We start from the raw sequence: 15,270 nt of genomic DNA, 5'->3' as shown, positions 1-15,270 counted from the left end.
ATCGAGGGTGGGCGGGCTTCCGATAATCTGTCAAGATATGTCGATGACCCGCCACAGTTCGCCGACGCCGACGGTGACCTACGAGCTGGCCGGGGGCGCGCAGATCGATCGGCATCGGCATCCGGGACCGCAGCTGGTCTATTCCAGTTCCGGCGCGGTCGAGGTGCGCACCGACGCGGGCGACTGGATCGCTCCCGCCGATCGGGCCATCTGGATCCCGGCCGGCTGCCGGCACGAGCACCGGTTCTACGGGCCAACCCGATTCCATTGTGTCGCTTTCGATTCCGGTCTCACGCCGGACCGGGACACGCCGGTGGTGCTGACGGTGACGCCGTTGATCCGGGAGCTGATCGTCGCCTGTTCGGCGGCGGACGAGTTGCCCGCGGCCGAGGCCGGACGGTTGCGGCGGGTGCTGCTCGATCGGTTGCGCCGTAGTCCGGAGCAGCTGCTGCGGTTACCGGCCGCGCGGGATTCGCGGCTGCGCCGGGCGTGCGCGCTGGTCGAGGACGATCTGACCGTGGCGTGGACGCTGGTCGAGCTGGGGCATCGGGTCGGCGCGGCCGAGCGCACGCTCAGCAGGCTGTTCCGCACCGAGCTGGCCCTGAGCTATCCGCAGTGGCGCACCCGGCTGCGGCTGCATCGCGCGACCCAGCTGCTGGCCGAGGGGGTGCCGGTCACCGTGGTCGCGCATCGGTGCGGGTGGGCGTCGGCCAGCGCGTTCATCGATGTGTATCGGCGCGTCCTCGGGCACACGCCGGGGACGTATCGTGCCGGACCGATGTGAGGACGATCCGCGAGGGTGCACAATCGGGTCGGGTAAGGAGTTGCACATGGAAACGATCGTCTCCGTCACCGGCGGCAAGATTCGCGGCGTCACCGACCGCGGGGTGAGCGCATTCCTCGGTGTCCCGTACGCGGCCGCGCCGGTGGGACCGGCCAGATTCGACCTGCCGCGCCCGGTCACCGAATGGTCCGGGGTGCGCGACGCCGTCACCTTCGGTCCCGGCTGCCTGCAATCGCGGTATCCGGCGCCGATCGAGGCGCTGATCGGCCACGACCCGATCCTCGGCGACGAATATCTGAACGTGAACGTGTGGACCCCGGAGCCGGGCGGGTCGGGCCTGCCGGTGCTGGTCTGGATCCACGGCGGCGCGTACGTGCGGGGCTCGAACGCGCTGCCGATCTACGACGGCGGCACCTTCGCCCGCGACGGCGTGGTCACGGTCGCCGTCAACTACCGGCTCGGCCTGTCCGGTTTCGCCGCGCTACCGGGCGCGCCGCTGAACCGGGGTATCCACGACCAGATCGCGGCGCTGCGCTGGGTGCAGGAGAACATCGCCGCATTCGGCGGAGATCCCGGCAATGTCACCGTATTCGGTGAGTCGGCCGGCGGGATGAGCGTGGTGAACCTGATCGCCGCGCCGGCCGCGCGCGGACTGTTCCGGCGCGCGATCGTGCAGAGCGCCAACGGATCCGCCGTCGCCGCGGCCGACGATGCCCGCCTGGTGGCGCTGCGCCTCGCCGAGAAGCTCGACATCGAGCCCACCGCAACGGCTTTCGGTGAGGTGACCCCGGAACGGTTGCAGGCGGCCCAGGACGGCATCGCGCTCGACCTGATGGTGAAACCCGACCCGGCACGCTGGGGCGCCACCGTGGTCGCGGGTGGCCTGGGCATCATGAGCTTCTTCCCCGTGATCGATGGGGACCTGCTGACCGGCCGCCCGCTCGATCTGGTCACGTCCCGACCGGATCGGGCGCTCCCGCTGTTGATCGGCTGGAACCGCGACGAATTCCGTTTCTTCACCTTCCCGGCGGGCCTCGACGCCGGAATCACCGACACCACACTGCCTCTCATGCTCCCGCGCTACGGCCTGGACCCGAAGGTCGTCGACACCTACGCCGCCGACCGTCCCGGCGCCTCCGCCGCCGACCTGTTCGCGGCCGTTGCCTCCGACCTCATCTTCCGCGACGACGCCACCCGCATCGCCGATTACATTGCGGCGCAGGACGAACCGACCTTCGTCTACGAATTCGCCTGGGCCTCCGAGGTTGCCGCGCTCCGCGCGAGCCACGTCATGGAGATCCCCTTCGTCTTCGACCGCCTGGACGCCGCGCACCGCTTGACCGGCCCGACCCCACCCCAATCCCTCGCCGACGATATGCACGCCGCCTGGGTGCGTTTCGCCACCCACGGCGACCCGGGCTGGTCCCGCTACCGCGCCACGGACCGGAACACCCGCATCTTCGACGCCCCCGACGCAGGCGTGGTCGCCGATCCGCGCGGCGCGGAACTGGCCGCGCTACGGGCCGCCCGGCGCAGATGAGGTGGGGGCCGCCGATCGTCGGTCAGCTCGCTCCCGGCTCCCGATCCGGATGGCAGGACGCCAGGAAGGCGAACATCCCGGTGGCGTCCCGGGTCCGGTAGAAGTCGACCATGTTCGTGTTGAACTCGAGGCGCCGAGCGGCAGGGATACTGATCGCGTCGAATCCGTGCGTCATCAAATGGCCGTTCATCATCGCCCGGCCGGTGCGCTTGTTGCCGTCGAAGTAGAACTGCTGTAGCGCTGCGAACAGAAAGTAGGCCAGCGCCTGCTCGAAGGGGTCATCGAGTGTGGTCAGCAACGCCGCTATGCCTCGAGCATGCAGTTCACGGAGGTTGGCGCCACCAGGTTCGGTCTCGGGCGGCATGTACCGCCCGTACGCGCCGAGATTGACCCCTGGCGTGAGAGTGAGTGGCCCTTCGCCGCGGAAGTGGCCGATTTCCAGCGCCTCGCCGCGTGCAATGAGTCCTTGTAGGCCGTCCGACGTCGGTTTGTCGAGGGCGAATCCACCGTTGGTGACAAGGTCGGCCAGGGCCCGCGACGCTTCTGCCAGATTGACCACCTGCTGTTCGTCGCTCAGCTTGTGGCCACCGACCGTCACGCCCTCCATCAAGGTCTGGACCTCGGGATAGGTGAAGGGGTTTCCTTCGAGGACCGCAGCGTCCCAGACGAATTCGGGCAGAGAACGCCGGTACCGCCACACCGCTCGCTCTACGGAGTGCCGCTCGAAGGAATCGACCGCGGAACGGTCCCAACCAAACCCGAGCGCTGCGGTAAGCGTATCCACCATGCCGGAAAGTTTGCCAGTTCGAACCGCCGATCCCGGCACAGGGCAGCGCCGGGATTCGACTGTCGTCACTTGTGAGCTGGTTCAGCGGCGGCTGGGGAGGTAGGGGACCAGGTCGGGTTCGGGTTGCACGTCGAAGGCGCGCAGGGCCATGGCGACCATGGCGTAGGTGCCCACGGTGAAGACGACGTCCATCAGTTGGCGGTCGTCGAATTCGGCGGCGAGCAGGCTCCAGGTGTCGCGGGAGATCGTGCCGCGGGACAGCAGGTCGTCGGTGGCCTGCAGGAGGGCGCTTTCCAGGGGTTTCCACTCGGGGGCCTTGGGACCGGTCGAGACCCGGGCGATCTCGTCCTCGGTGATGCCGGCGTCGCCGGCCAGCAGGACGTGCTGGGCCCATTCGTACCGGCATTGGCGGCGGTGCGCGACGCGGAGGATGATCAGTTCGCGCTGGCGGTCGGTGAGCGAGCAGCCGTAGAGGAAGTGACCGTTGAAGGCCAGGAAGGACTTCGCCAGTTCGGGGTAGCCGGCGAGGGTGCCGAGCAGGTTCGCGCCGCCGGGGCGCGACTGGACCAGTTCCGCGCCGAGTACGGCGGTGCGGAACTCGGCGATGAACGTGGTCATCTCCTCGGACCAGTCCTCCGGGGCAACGGGTTCGATGCGAGCCATCGGGTTTCCTTCCGTCGGTGGGCGTTTCGATCAGTCGATGCCCAGGTAGCGTTCGTAGATCTCGGTCGGGTCGAGTTCGGCGGCGGGGCCGGTGTGCACGATGGCGCCGCGGCCGAGGATGTACACCGTCGTGGCCAGGTCGAGAGCCTTCTGCACATACTGTTCCACCAAAATCAGCGACATGCCCTGGGCCACGAGCTGTTCCAGGGCGGTGTAGATCTGGTCCACGATGCGCGGGGCGAGGCCGAAGGACGCCTCGTCGACCACGATCGCCTTCGGGGCGGTCAGATAGGCGCGGGTCAGGGCGAGCATCTGTTGTTCGCCGCCGGAGAGGCTGCCCGCGGTCTGGTGCAGCCGGGCGCCGAGGATCGGGAAGAGTTCCGTCGCCGCCGCGATCGCCTCGTCGCGGTCGCGGCCGCGCGCCTGGACGATCAGATTCTCCCGGACGGTGAGGGTGGCGAAGATGCCCCGCCCCTCCGGGAGGTGGCAGATGCCCCGGCGGGCGAAATGATGCGGCGGTTCGCCGGTCAGGTCGGCGCCGTCGAATTCGACACGGCCGGACCGGGGACGGACGAATCCGGTCGCGGTGCGCAGCAGGGTGGTCTTGCCGGCCCCGTTGGGGCCCAGCAGGGCGACCACCTCGCCGGGGCCGACGGTGAGGGTCACATCGTGCAGGACCGTGGCCGCGCCGTAGCCGGCGGTCACCGAGTGCAGGGTCAGCATCGTCGGCTACTCTCCGGCGGGGATCGGCTCGGGGACCGCGGCGGCGTCGCCGAGATAGGCGGCGCGGACCTTCGGCGAGGTGTGCATGTCGGCGGGGGAGCCCTCGAAGATCAGAGTGCCGAAGTCGAGGACGTACACGTGGTCGCAGATGTCCCGGATCAGCGTCATATCGTGCTCCACCAACAGGATTCCGGTGCCGCGGGTGCGGACCACCGTCCGCAGCACCCGGCCGAACTCCTCCGTCTCGTGCGCGTCCAGGCCGGACGACGGTTCGTCGAGCAGCAGCAGATCGAACGGGCCCGCGAGGACTCGGGCCAGTTCGACCAGGCGGCGCATACCGATCGGCAGCAGGCCCGCCTGGGTGTCGGCCAGATGGGTGATCCCGGTGAGTTCGAGGGCCTCGTCGGTGGCGGTGTCGCGCTGCCGGGCCGCGCGGCGTGAACCGGTCAGGTGCGCAAGGGGATTGCTGCCCGCGAAGGCGGCCTCGCGACCCATCGCGACGTTCTGGCGGACGGTCAGGCTGTCGAACAGTTCGGTGCGCTGGAAGGTGCGGCCGAGGCCGCGCCGGGCCCGGCGGGACGGACCCAGGCGGGCGATATCGCTGCCGTGCAACAGGATTCGGCCCGAGGTGAGCCGGTTCAGGCCGCTGCACGCGTTGAACGTCGTGGTCTTGCCCGCGCCGTTCGGCCCGATCAGGCCGGTGATCGCCGCGGGCCGGGCGGTCAGCGTGACGCCGTCGACCGCGGTGACCCCGCCGAACCGGACCGACAATTCGCGCACCGCCAGGCCCGCACGGGCCGGTGATCCGGCGGGGAGTGTCCCGGCCTGCTCCGGTGCGGATCTGCCCGGGGTCGGCGCGGTCGCGCCGGGTGACGGCGCAGCGGGCTCGTCGGTCGGCGAATCCGGCTGTGCCGGAACCGATTCGGCGACAGATGTCCGGCCGCCGAGCCGGTCCAGCAGCCGCCGCAGCGGCGCGGGCATGGCGGCGCTGCCGTACACCGCGCTCACCGCGCCGATGCCGAACAGCAGTTGCAGCACACTGTTGGTGGTCGAACCCTGGATGTAGTCGGGGACCACCGCGTAGAGCACGGCGGCGAGAATCCCGTACCACGGGCTGCCGACCGTCATGATCACCACGACCGCCACGATCACGATCGAGTTGAACCAGTCGAAATACGTTCCGACCCCGAACTGGTAGAGCATCCCGGTGAACGCGCCCGCCAGTGCCGCCAGTGCCGCCGAGAGGCAGAACACGATCACCTTCAGCACGGCCGAGTTCGCGCCGTGGGTCTCCAGTGCGCGGGGCGAATCCGACAGGGCCGCCAGCAATCTGCCCAGCCGGCCCTGACCGATCGCGGTCACCAGCGCCACCACCGCCACGGTGACGACGAGCAGCAGATAGTAGAAACCGGTGTCGCCGGACAGATCCAGCGAGCCGATGGTGAAGGACGGCCGCCGTTCGAGGACGCCCATCGTCGACGGCCCGAACATGAAATCGCGGGTGTAGAAGACCTGTTGGGCCAGGATGCCGAAGCCGAGGGTGGCCAGCGCCAGGAACACCCCGGACACCCGGACCGCGGGGATCGCGATGATCGCGCCGACCGGCACCGCCACCAGGGCCGCCAGCAGCAGCGCCACCAGCCAGGGCATACCCGCGATCGCGGAGAAGTGCGCGAACGCCGCCGCCCCCACGGCCGCGAAAGCCTGATGGCACAACGAGATCTGCCCCGACTGCCGCACCAGCAGGCCCAGCGAGAGGAACAGCATCACGTCGACCAGCGCCGCCGACCACACCGCCAGATGCCCGCCCTGCAGCGTCGGGACCAGCGCCAGGGCGACGATCGCCAGCGCACCGGCGACCAGCCGCACCCGCGGCGGCGCGTGGTACGAGCGTCGGACCGCGACGCGCGAAACCGCTTGCCGGGTAACCAATCTCCCGCGCGGTGTGACGATGAGCACCACGAACAACACCAGGAACGGCAGCGCGGGGGACAGGCCGCCGATCCAGGAGACGGTGGCGGCGTACTTGTCCACGAACGCCGCGGCGATACCGATCACGAGCCCACCGGCGAAGGTCAGCGGCAGATTCGTGAACCAGCCGACGGCCGCCGCGCCGAAGGCCGCGAAAACCACGGTGGACAGGGTGATTCCGTCCAGCGGCTGGCTGGGGGCCAGCAGCAGACCGGCGACCGAGGCGAAGACGGTGCCGAGGATCCACGCCCAGCGCCGCACCCGCACCGGATCGTCCCCGCTCATCGCGATCAGATCCGGATCGTCGACCACGCCGCGCATCACGATGCCCAGGCGCACCGACCGGAAGAACCAGAACAGCACCGCCGACGCGACCAGCGAGACCACGAACAGGATGATCTGCTCCCACGTGACGTTCACCCCGGCCAGCCGCACCGTGGACTGCGGCAGGAAATGCCCGAAGGTGGGCGGATTTCCGGGATGCCACAGCGCACCCGCCGCGGCCACGATGAGGATGAGCCCGACCGTGGCGACCACCCGCAACATCTCGCTCGCGCCGGACAGCGACCGGGCCAGCAGTTCCAGACCCCAGCCCATGGCGGGGGCGAGGATCAGCAGGCAGATCGCCGCCGAAATCGGCCACGGCAGACCGTGTTCGGTGTGCAGGAAGTAGAACAGGTAGGCGCTGAGCGCGGCCACCGCGCCGTAGCCGAAGTTGAAGATGCCCGACGTCTTGTAGGTGAGTACGACGCCGAGCCCGGCCAAACCGTAGACAGCACCGGTGGCCAGGCCCGCGACGAGGAAGGGGAGAAAGGCGTTCACGCGAATCCGTTCAGGCGCAGGTGGTCTTGCCGTCGTTCAGCACCTGCGGGGTACCGGCCTGCACGCGAGCGGTGAACCAGCAGTCGACGTGATGCGGCTGCCCGGCGGTGAAGGTCAATCCGGGGGCCAGACCGTCGGCGGTGAAGTCCCGCAACGATTCCAGGCCCTTCACCACGGCGTCCGCGGTCGCCGGGCTGCCCGCGGGCACCCCGTTGCGAACGGCCTGTTCCAGCACCTGTCCCGATACCCAGCCCATGATCGCGTTGTGGATGAAGACGCTCGAATCCTGGCGTACGCCCGGGAATTTCGCGTCGAACGCGGTATCGAACCGTTGCACCGCGGGGGTGTCGGCGAAGAACGGCAGCGAGGAGAACTGGATCCAGGTGTTGTCCGAAAGTCCCGGCGCCGTGGCCAGATTCGACGCGTACGCGGCGCCCTGGATGATGTAGATCGGACGATAACCCTGCCGCGAGCAGTCCTCGGCGACGTGGGCGATCACCGCGGGGGTGCTGCCGATGTACAGCGCGCTCACGCCCTGCTGCTGCGCGGCCACGCACTGCGCCGTGTAATTCGGTGCGGTGGCGGAGATCTTGGTGTTGTAGGTGACCGGCAGGCCGTGCTCCTTGCCGGCGTCGGTCAGTTTGGTGGCCGATTCGGCGCAGACCGGCGCCTCGGCGCAGTACAGGAAGCCGAGATTGGCGGCCCCGGCCTGTTTCGCGACCCCGATGATCGCCTGGTGGATCTTGTCGCCGGTCTGCCCCTCCGGGAAGAAGTACGGGCTGGTCTCGAAGGGCTTGTTGTTGCTCAGCACCCCGACCACCGGGATGTGTGCCGCCTCCATCGCGGTCGACCAGGACTGGTCGAGGATCGAGATGTCGATCACCGCGGCCACTTTCGCGGTGATCAGGCTCTTGGCGGCGGACAGCGCGCTGCCCGGGTTCATGCCGTCGTCCTTCAGCACCAGATCGACCTTGTGGCCGTTGATGCCGCCCGCGGCGTTGGCGGTGTCGGCCCAGGCGCGCACCGCGTCCTGGACGGGGGTGTTGAAGCCGGTCATGCTGCCGCCGGAGCAACTGCAGATCACGCCCACGCTGACGCTGTCGCCACCGGAGGCGTTCTTCGAGCCGCTCGAGGAGCAGCCCGCGACGACCGCCAGCGCCAGGGCGCAGGCGATCGTGGCGAACGTTCGTATTCTCGTCATCTCGTTGCCTGTGATCAGACCGTGCGCCCGCCGGCGACGTCGATCACCTGACCGGTGACGTACCCGGCCTCCTCGCTGACCAGGAAGGCACAGGTGGCGGCGACGTCCTCGGGCTGACCGACGCGGCCGACCGGGGTGGCATCGATCTGCTGCTGCAGATCGATGAACCCGCCCGCCACGTGATCGCGCATCATCTGGGTCTCGATGAAGCCCGGCGGAATCGTGTTCACGGTGACGCCGTGCTTCGCGAATTCCAGGGCCAGCACCTTGGTCAGGCCGACGACGCCCCATTTGGAGGACGTGTACGCGGCGAGTCCGGGATTGCAGGTGTGGATGCTCGACGACGAGATGGTGACGATGCGGCCCCAGCCCTGCTCGATCATGTCCGGCAGCACGGCCTGGCAGCTGTGGAACGTGCCGCCGAAGTTGATGTCCTGCACCTTGTTCCAGGTGTCTTCCGAGATCTCCAGGAACGGGGCGCTGATGGTGATTCCGGCGCTGGTGACCAGGATGCCCGGCCGGCCCAGCCGGGCGCGTACCTCGGTGACCGCCGCATCCAGGGCGGGACGGTCGGAGACGTCGACGGCCAGGCCGACGGCCTTACCGCCCGCTTCCTCGATGGATTCGGCGGCGGCCCGGGCCGCGTCGCCGTTGAGGTCGAAGATCGCGACCATGGCGCCGTCGGCGGCCAGACGGCGGCTGATGGCGCCGCCGATGCCGGCGGCTCCTCCGGTGACGATCGCGGTGCGGCTGATCATTTGATGGACTCCGTTCCCAGGACGGTCGAGCGATGCATACGGCGCGGCTGTGCGTGATCGAAATCGCAGGCCCGGTGGACCAATCCGGTGTTGTCCCACAGCACCAGATCGCCGACGGTCCAGGTGTGCGTCAGTACTCGGTCCGGCGCGGTGGCGCGGGCCTCGAGATCGTCGAGCAGTTCCCGGCCGCGCTCCTCGGCGCCGACCAGATGCGAGGCGCCGGCGCCGAAAACCAGCGACTTGCGGCCGGATTCGTGCGTCCAGACCAGCGGGTGCTCACGGTCGACCCAGCGCGCCCAGTCCGCGAGTTGTTCGGCGGTGGGCTCGGGGTAGGACAACCGCTGGACCCGCTCCATCCGATGCACCACCCGGACGTTCTCGAATTCCTTCTTCTCCGTCTCGGAGAGGTCGTCATAGGCGGCATACGTGCTGGCGAAGGCGGTCTCGCCGCCGACCGGCGTCACGACGTGCGCGCTCAGGATGGAGAACTTCGCCGGTACCTCGTCCATGAAGCCGTCGAGGTGCCAGTAGTCGTTGCTGGGGAAGTACTTCGCGTTCGGATTGTCCGGATCGAAGCTGATCTCCATGACATTCGGGTTCGGGTAGTTCGGGAACTGCACCAGCTCACCGAGTTTCCGGCAGAAAGCCACCTGTGCCTCGTCGCCGGCGTGCAACTCCCGGAACAACACCACGCCGTGTTGTTCCAGGAGATCCAGGATCGCGGCGGGGAGGTCGTCGTCCTCGACCAGCCGCGTCGCGTCGACATCGAGTACCTCGACACCGACCTGGTCGCTCAATTTCTTCGTGGTGATCGTGGGCATCGTGCTTCTGCCTTCCTGCCTCGGGAGTGGGATCTACGCTCAGCTCGGGATGTTCGGCGCTCGCTTGTTGAGCAGCGGCCGGGCGTACGAGGGGTCCTCGGTGCTGCGCGAGGGAGTGCCGTTGACATGGATGTCCGGCACGTCCGCGAACGGGATCGGCATGGTCGGCACCAGCCCGGACCATTCGATCGCATTGGTGCGCAACGCGATCCGCCACTGCCCGTCGCGCCGCTCCAGCCGGTCGATGTACCGGCCGCCGGCGATCCAGTTGCTGTCGTCGCGATTGCGGCCGACGAACAGGTAGTACAGCTCGCTGTGCGCGGTGTCGCCGTCGATGTCGACGGTCAGGTTCAGCAGGTTGTGGTGGGTGGCGTACTGACCGGCCTCGTGCATCGCCGACGCCCAGGTGAACAGGTCCACCGGGCTCCCGACGAAATCACCGGCGGCGATGGTGGCGTCGTCGTGGAAGGCGGACAGGAACAGGTCGCGGTCGAAGCGGTCCATACCGCGGCTGAACCGGGTCAGCGTGTCCTGGATTTCCTGACGGTCCAGCAGCCGGGTGAGTTTGGCGAGCTGATCGTCGGTGACCGAAGTTGTCATTGTGTCTCCGAGAAAAGAAGTATCGAAAAGTGCCGCGCCGGGCGCGAATTCAGATCGGCGCCCAGATGGGTTCGCCGCGGGTGGCCCGCAGCGAGGGGATCACCTTGCCGTCGATGTCGGTGATGCCGTAGTCGCGGCCGAGTTCGGCGGTGATGAAGGTGCCGCCGGAATGCCGCAGCACGTCCGGATCGGCGGCGAGCGCGGCGATCACGCGGCCGGGATATTCCGGCGAGCAGCCGTTCTCCGGCCGGGTGGAGGCCTGCTCCGACAGTCCGTCGATGGTGGCCAGATTGCGCTGTGCGCGTTCGGTCCAGGTGAGGCCCTGCCACAGCGAGATCGACGCCACCCCGAAGGGTTTGAGCTCGACCGCCATATCGCGGGCCATCCGGTCGGCGGCCGATTTCGCGGTGCCGAACACCACGCCGTAGGTGTAACTGACGCCGGTATAACCGGAGATCGCCACGATGAGGCCGGATTCGTTCGGCGTCATCAGTTTCGCCGCGTGCCAGGCCGCCACGAAATTCGAGCGCACCCCGACGTCGATCATCTCCCAGTTGGACAACGGCTTCGCCCAGAACGGTTCCGGATCGGTGAGATCCTCCGGCAGCGAGAAGGCGTTGTTGACGAGGATGTCCAGCCGGCCCTGTTCGCGGCCGACCCGATCGAACAGCGCGGCGACCTGTTCGTCATCGCCGTGATCGACCGCGACGGCAATTCCCTTGCCGCCGCGGCGATCACATTCGGCCGCCGTCTCGCCGACGGTGCCGGGCAGTGGATAGGAGCCCGGGGTGACCGTGCGGCCGGTGACGTACACCGTGGCGCCCTGTTCGGCCAGTACCAGCGCGATGCCCTTACCGATGCCCCGGCTGGCGCCGGTGACCACGGCGACCCTGCCCGACAGTGCAGCCATCGAATCGCTCACTGCCCGAAGAAGGTTTCGCTGTGGTCGCCGGCGGAGCGGCCGGTGAAGTGCGCACCGGAGAACGGCGCACCCATCAGACCCTGGGACCAGTCGGCCGAGACGCCGAAGTCCTGTGTCCAGTCGTACAGCATGGTGCGGTGCGCGATCCGCCATTCGCCGTCGCGCTCCTCGAGGCGGTCGAGGTAACGGCCGCCGAGCATCACATCGTGGTGCTCGGTGCCGTAGTCGACCCGGTGGTAGGCGTTGACATGCGTTTCCGCCAGCGCCACTTCGTCTTTCAGCTCGATCGCGGTCTGGCCGAGCACATGCTGGGTGACCGGAACCGCGGGCGAACCCGGCACCACCCAGTCGAGATACTCGTCGAAGGAACCGGCGAAGATGCCGAAATCGACCGCGGCGTCCGGCCAGAACGCGGCGCGGATCAGCGCCGCGTCCCGCCGGTCCTCGCCACGCGCGACGCGGGCGACGACCTGGCGGATCTGCTCGTTCGCGACGACCGCGCGGACATCGGTGACAGCGGTACCCGTATCGGAGGACATCGCTTATGCCTGGCCGTATCCGAGGATGCCCTTGATCTCCAGGTACTCCTGGAAACCGTATTCGCCCCACTCCCGGCCGTTTCCGCTCTTCTTGTACCCGCCGAACGGGGACGCGAAGTCGAAGGCGTCGTTGATGGAGACGTAGCCGGCCCGGATGCGCTTGGCGACCGCGCGCACCTCATCGAGGTCCGCCCCGGCCACATTCGCGGCCAGGCCGTACTCGGTGTCGTTGGCCAGCTCGACGGCGTGGTCGACGCTGTCGTAGCTGATGATCACCAGCACCGGCCCGAAGATCTCCTCGCGCGCGATGGTCATGTCGTTCTTCACGTCCGCGAAGACCGTGGGCTTCACGTAGTAGCCCTTGGTCAGCCCGTCCGGCCGGCCCGGACCGCCGGTGACCAGCGTGGCGCCGTCATCGATGCCCTGCTGGATCAGCGACTGGATCTTGTCGAACTGCGAGGCCGACACCACCGGGCCGATGGCGGCGTCACCGGTGGGATCGCCGACGGTGGTCGCCTCGGCGGCCCCGCGCGCGGCCTCGATCACATCGGCGATCCGGTTGGCGGGCACCAGCATTCGCGTGGTGGCGCTACAGGTCTGGCCCGAGTTCAGCATCACCGCGCCGACGCCCTTGACGACGTTCTCGGCGAGATCGGCATCGTCGAGGATCACGTTGGGGCTCTTGCCGCCGAGTTCCTGGGTGACCCGCTTCACCGAAGGCGCCGCGTTGCGGGCGATCTCGATACCGGCCCGGGTGGAGCCGGTGAACGAGACCATGTCGATGTCCGCGTGCGCGGACAGCGGCACGCCGACGCTCGGCCCGTCACCCTGGATCATGTTGTAGACACCGGCGGGAACGCCGGCGGACTCCAGCACCTCGGTGAACACCTGGCCGGTGAACGGCGAACGCTCGGAGGGCTTGAGCACCACCGTGCATCCGGTCGCCAGCGCCGGGAACAGTTTGACCGCAATGAGATCCAGCGGCCAGTTCCACGGGGTGATCAGGCCGCACACACCGATCGGCTCACGCACGACCAGGAGGTCACCGCGCTGCTCGGTGAACGGGAAGTCGGTGAGTACCTCGATCGCCTTGCCGAGATGCCCGACCACCAGATCCAGCTGGAAGCCGCCGGCCAGTGCGGCCGGGGCTCCCATCTCCTCGGTCAGCGCGGCGGCCATATCGTCGCGGCGCTTCCCGAAGGCGTCCTCGATGCTGCGCAGCAGATCCAGCCGCTCGCTGCGATCGGTCGCCGACCAGGCCGGAAATGCCTTGCGGGCGGCGGCGACCGCGCGGTCGACGTCGGCCGCCGAACCCTGTGCGACCCGGCCGGCGAGTTCCTCGGTCGCCGGGTTCACGACGTCGAAGGTGTCGGACTGCGCGGGATCGACCCATTCGCCGCCGATGTAGAACTTCAGATAATCGCGCATTACTGCTGTCCTTCTGCGTACCAGGTACGGAATTCGTCGTAGCTCGGCATCTCTTCCGAGTTCGCCTTCGGGTCGACGGCCACGTGGATGACGCCCGGTTTGCCGCTGGCGTAGGCGCGCTTGATCGCGGGGGCGATGTCCTCGTCGCGCTCGACGTATTCGCCGTAGCAGCCGAAGCCCTCGGCGACCTTGTCCAGCCGCACTTCCTTGCTCCAGTGCACGCCGGTCTCGAGCGAGCCCTGACCGAAAGTCCGCTTGTAGACGCCGACTTCGAGGCCCCACTGGTAGTCGACGCCGACGACGCAGACCAGCGGCAGGTTCAGCCGGGCCGCGGTCTCCAGTTCGGCGATCTGGAACTGGAACGACGAGTCGCCGGTGATCAGCATGACCGGCCGCTTGCCGCCGTCGGCGACCGAGGCGCCGATCGCGTACGGCAGGCCGGTGCCGAGGTGCCCGAAGTTCTGGTTCCAGACGACGTCGTGCGGCTTGGCCTGCGAGTAGGTCCAGCCGAAGATCGTGGTGGCGCCACCGTCGCGAGCCATGATGCCCTCGGCGGGAAAAGCCTTGGTGGCCTCCACGATCAGGCGCGCCGGATGCACCGGGCTCTGGCCCGACGGCGCGGTCTCGGCCAGGTCGGCCAGCCGCGCGGCATCCTCGTCGATCCAGCGCTGCAGGTCCGGGGTGGCGGTGCGCGGGGTGTCGCGCAGCGCCTCGACCAGCTGCGGCACGACCGCGCGCAGGTCGCCGACCAGCGGCACGTCGATCGGCCGGTTCACGCCGATCGCCGACGGATCCTGTTCCACCAGAATCCATTTGCGGATGTCCTCGTTGGCGACCCAGTGCCGCCAGCGGCCGAAGTGCACCGGCTCACCGAGTTCGGTGCCGATGGCCAGGCACAGATCCGAGTTCACGACCGCGTCGATCGACGACGGTGAGAAGCCGTAGGGGAAGGTGCGATCCTCGAGGCCCTCGATATACGAAGTGCCACCGGAGGTCTGGATGACCGGGACCGCCATGAGCTCCGCGAGCTCGCGGACCGAGGCGCCGGCCCGCGAGGTGTGCACGCCGTGGCCGATCAGCAGCACCGGCTGCTTCGCGGCCCGGATGTACTGCACCGCTTCGGCGATCTTGTCCGCTCCGGCGGTCTGGCCGACGAGCCGGTACCGGTGCGGCGGGAGCACGGGCGGGAGGTCGAGCTCCTCGTTGATCACGTGCTGGGGGTATTCGATGTACACCGGGCCGGGCCGGCCGGATACGGCCGTGCGGATGCCCTCGCGGATGATCTCGTCGACCTGATCCGCGTATTCGATGCTGGCGCTGTACTTCACGGAGTTCTCGATCAGTCCGGCCTGCTGCACGAACTGGATCCGGCCGCGGCGCACGCGCTGCTCGGTGATCCGGGCGCGCTGGCCGCCGAGGAAGATGATCGGCGAGTTCTCCACCTTGGCGCACATGATCGAACCCGCCAGGTTGGCGATACCCGGGCCGAGGGTGCCGATGGCGACGGCCGGCTTGCCGGTCAGCCGGGACAGGCCCTCCGCCATGAATCCGGCGGACTCCTCGTGGTGCGGCGCAACGACATTCCAACCGCGCTCCTCGGCGCGCAGGAACAGGTGCACGAAGTTCGGGTCGGGGATACCGAAGATCGTGTTGATCCCCTCGGCCTCGAACAGTTCCAGGATGCGTTCGTAAACCTTGATGGTCGCCATGC

Annotated in this window: 14 protein-coding genes; 2 read left to right on the top strand and 12 right to left on the bottom strand. The window is 68.5% G+C overall.

Annotation, left to right across the window (positions count from 1 at the left end):
* Positions 1-37: 37 nt before the first annotated feature.
* Both G361_RS0129315 and G361_RS0129310 read left to right on the top strand, forming a co-directional pair.
* Positions 38-784, top strand: a complete 747-nt coding sequence (locus tag G361_RS0129315) for a helix-turn-helix domain-containing protein (RefSeq protein ID WP_019930702.1) — start codon at positions 38-40, stop codon at positions 782-784.
* Between the two features lie 46 nt (positions 785-830).
* On the top strand, positions 831-2,324 hold the full coding sequence (locus tag G361_RS0129310; RefSeq protein ID WP_019930701.1) for a carboxylesterase/lipase family protein: 1,494 nt from the start codon (positions 831-833) through the stop codon (positions 2,322-2,324).
* Positions 2,325-2,346: 22 nt separating this feature from the next.
* On the opposite strand, the gene G361_RS0129305 is transcribed toward G361_RS0129310, so the two are convergent.
* The 12 genes from G361_RS0129305 to G361_RS0129250 all read right to left on the bottom strand — a co-directional run bounded on the left by G361_RS0129305 (position 2,347) and on the right by G361_RS0129250 (position 15,268).
* Complete coding sequence (locus G361_RS0129305) at positions 2,347-3,111, bottom strand: Fic family protein (protein ID WP_036495584.1); 765 nt, start codon at positions 3,109-3,111, stop codon at positions 2,347-2,349.
* An 81-nt stretch (positions 3,112-3,192) separates the two neighbouring features.
* A complete protein-coding gene (locus G361_RS0129300; RefSeq protein WP_019930699.1) occupies positions 3,193-3,774 on the bottom strand; it encodes a carboxymuconolactone decarboxylase family protein in 582 nt (193 codons plus the stop codon).
* A 30-nt stretch (positions 3,775-3,804) separates the two neighbouring features.
* On the bottom strand, positions 3,805-4,497 hold the full coding sequence (locus G361_RS0129295) for an ABC transporter ATP-binding protein (protein ID WP_019930698.1): 693 nt from the start codon (positions 4,495-4,497) through the stop codon (positions 3,805-3,807).
* Between the two features lie 6 nt (positions 4,498-4,503).
* A complete protein-coding gene (locus G361_RS0129290) occupies positions 4,504-7,290 on the bottom strand; it encodes an ABC transporter permease subunit (RefSeq protein WP_019930697.1) in 2,787 nt (928 codons plus the stop codon).
* A 10-nt stretch (positions 7,291-7,300) separates the two neighbouring features.
* Positions 7,301-8,491, bottom strand: a complete 1,191-nt coding sequence (locus G361_RS0129285) for an ABC transporter substrate-binding protein (RefSeq protein ID WP_019930696.1) — start codon at positions 8,489-8,491, stop codon at positions 7,301-7,303.
* A 14-nt stretch (positions 8,492-8,505) separates the two neighbouring features.
* Positions 8,506-9,249 (bottom strand): SDR family NAD(P)-dependent oxidoreductase, encoded by a 744-nt coding sequence (locus G361_RS0129280; RefSeq protein WP_019930695.1) that lies wholly within the window; start codon positions 9,247-9,249, stop codon positions 8,506-8,508.
* The gene (locus tag G361_RS0129275; protein ID WP_019930694.1) at positions 9,246-10,070 is read right to left on the bottom strand and encodes a TauD/TfdA family dioxygenase; all 825 of its coding nucleotides are present in this window, start codon (positions 10,068-10,070) and stop codon (positions 9,246-9,248) included. Before G361_RS0129275 ends, G361_RS0129280 begins: the two co-directional genes overlap by 4 nt.
* A 39-nt stretch (positions 10,071-10,109) precedes the next feature.
* Positions 10,110-10,670 carry a nuclear transport factor 2 family protein gene (locus G361_RS0129270; RefSeq protein WP_019930693.1) on the bottom strand — a complete coding sequence of 187 codons (561 nt, stop codon included), beginning with the start codon at positions 10,668-10,670 and terminating at the stop codon, positions 10,110-10,112.
* Positions 10,671-10,719: 49 nt separating this feature from the next.
* On the bottom strand, positions 10,720-11,580 hold the full coding sequence (locus G361_RS0129265; protein WP_026343646.1) for an SDR family NAD(P)-dependent oxidoreductase: 861 nt from the start codon (positions 11,578-11,580) through the stop codon (positions 10,720-10,722).
* Positions 11,581-11,588: 8 nt separating this feature from the next.
* The gene (locus G361_RS0129260; protein WP_019930691.1) at positions 11,589-12,131 is read right to left on the bottom strand and encodes a nuclear transport factor 2 family protein; all 543 of its coding nucleotides are present in this window, start codon (positions 12,129-12,131) and stop codon (positions 11,589-11,591) included.
* A 3-nt stretch (positions 12,132-12,134) separates the two neighbouring features.
* Positions 12,135-13,559 carry an aldehyde dehydrogenase family protein gene (locus G361_RS0129255; RefSeq protein WP_019930690.1) on the bottom strand — a complete coding sequence of 475 codons (1,425 nt, stop codon included), beginning with the start codon at positions 13,557-13,559 and terminating at the stop codon, positions 12,135-12,137.
* Positions 13,559-15,268 carry a thiamine pyrophosphate-binding protein gene (locus G361_RS0129250; RefSeq protein ID WP_036495583.1) on the bottom strand — a complete coding sequence of 570 codons (1,710 nt, stop codon included), beginning with the start codon at positions 15,266-15,268 and terminating at the stop codon, positions 13,559-13,561. Before G361_RS0129250 ends, G361_RS0129255 begins: the two co-directional genes overlap by 1 nt.
* Between the last annotated feature and the right edge of the window lie 2 nt (positions 15,269-15,270).

Source organism: Nocardia sp. BMG111209 (assembly GCF_000381925.1).
In the GTDB taxonomy this organism is placed as follows: Bacteria; Actinomycetota; Actinomycetes; order Mycobacteriales; family Mycobacteriaceae; genus Nocardia.
Note: the sequence above shows the minus strand (reverse complement) of the source record. Positions and strands in the feature narration are given on the sequence as shown.

Excerpts from the sequence above, each read along its gene's own strand:
- G361_RS0129265 (WP_026343646.1), bottom strand. The coding sequence starts at position 11,580 with ATGGCTGCACTGTCGGGCAGGGTCGCCGTGGTCACCGGCGCCAGCCGG.
- G361_RS0129280 (WP_019930695.1), bottom strand. The coding sequence starts at position 9,249 with ATGATCAGCCGCACCGCGATCGTCACCGGAGGAGCCGCCGGCATCGGC.
- G361_RS0129295 (WP_019930698.1), bottom strand. The coding sequence starts at position 4,497 with ATGCTGACCCTGCACTCGGTGACCGCCGGCTACGGCGCGGCCACGGTC.
- G361_RS0129300 (WP_019930699.1), bottom strand. The coding sequence starts at position 3,774 with ATGGCTCGCATCGAACCCGTTGCCCCGGAGGACTGGTCCGAGGAGATG.
- G361_RS0129255 (WP_019930690.1), bottom strand. The coding sequence starts at position 13,559 with ATGCGCGATTATCTGAAGTTCTACATCGGCGGCGAATGGGTCGATCCC.
- G361_RS0129305 (WP_036495584.1), bottom strand. The coding sequence starts at position 3,111 with ATGGTGGATACGCTTACCGCAGCGCTCGGGTTTGGTTGGGACCGTTCC.
- G361_RS0129310 (WP_019930701.1), top strand. The coding sequence starts at position 831 with ATGGAAACGATCGTCTCCGTCACCGGCGGCAAGATTCGCGGCGTCACC.
- G361_RS0129285 (WP_019930696.1), bottom strand. The coding sequence starts at position 8,491 with ATGACGAGAATACGAACGTTCGCCACGATCGCCTGCGCCCTGGCGCTG.
- G361_RS0129260 (WP_019930691.1), bottom strand. The coding sequence starts at position 12,131 with ATGTCCTCCGATACGGGTACCGCTGTCACCGATGTCCGCGCGGTCGTC.
- G361_RS0129270 (WP_019930693.1), bottom strand. The coding sequence starts at position 10,670 with ATGACAACTTCGGTCACCGACGATCAGCTCGCCAAACTCACCCGGCTG.
- G361_RS0129315 (WP_019930702.1), top strand. The coding sequence starts at position 38 with ATGTCGATGACCCGCCACAGTTCGCCGACGCCGACGGTGACCTACGAG.
- G361_RS0129250 (WP_036495583.1), bottom strand. The coding sequence starts at position 15,268 with ATGGCGACCATCAAGGTTTACGAACGCATCCTGGAACTGTTCGAGGCC.
- G361_RS0129275 (WP_019930694.1), bottom strand. The coding sequence starts at position 10,070 with ATGCCCACGATCACCACGAAGAAATTGAGCGACCAGGTCGGTGTCGAG.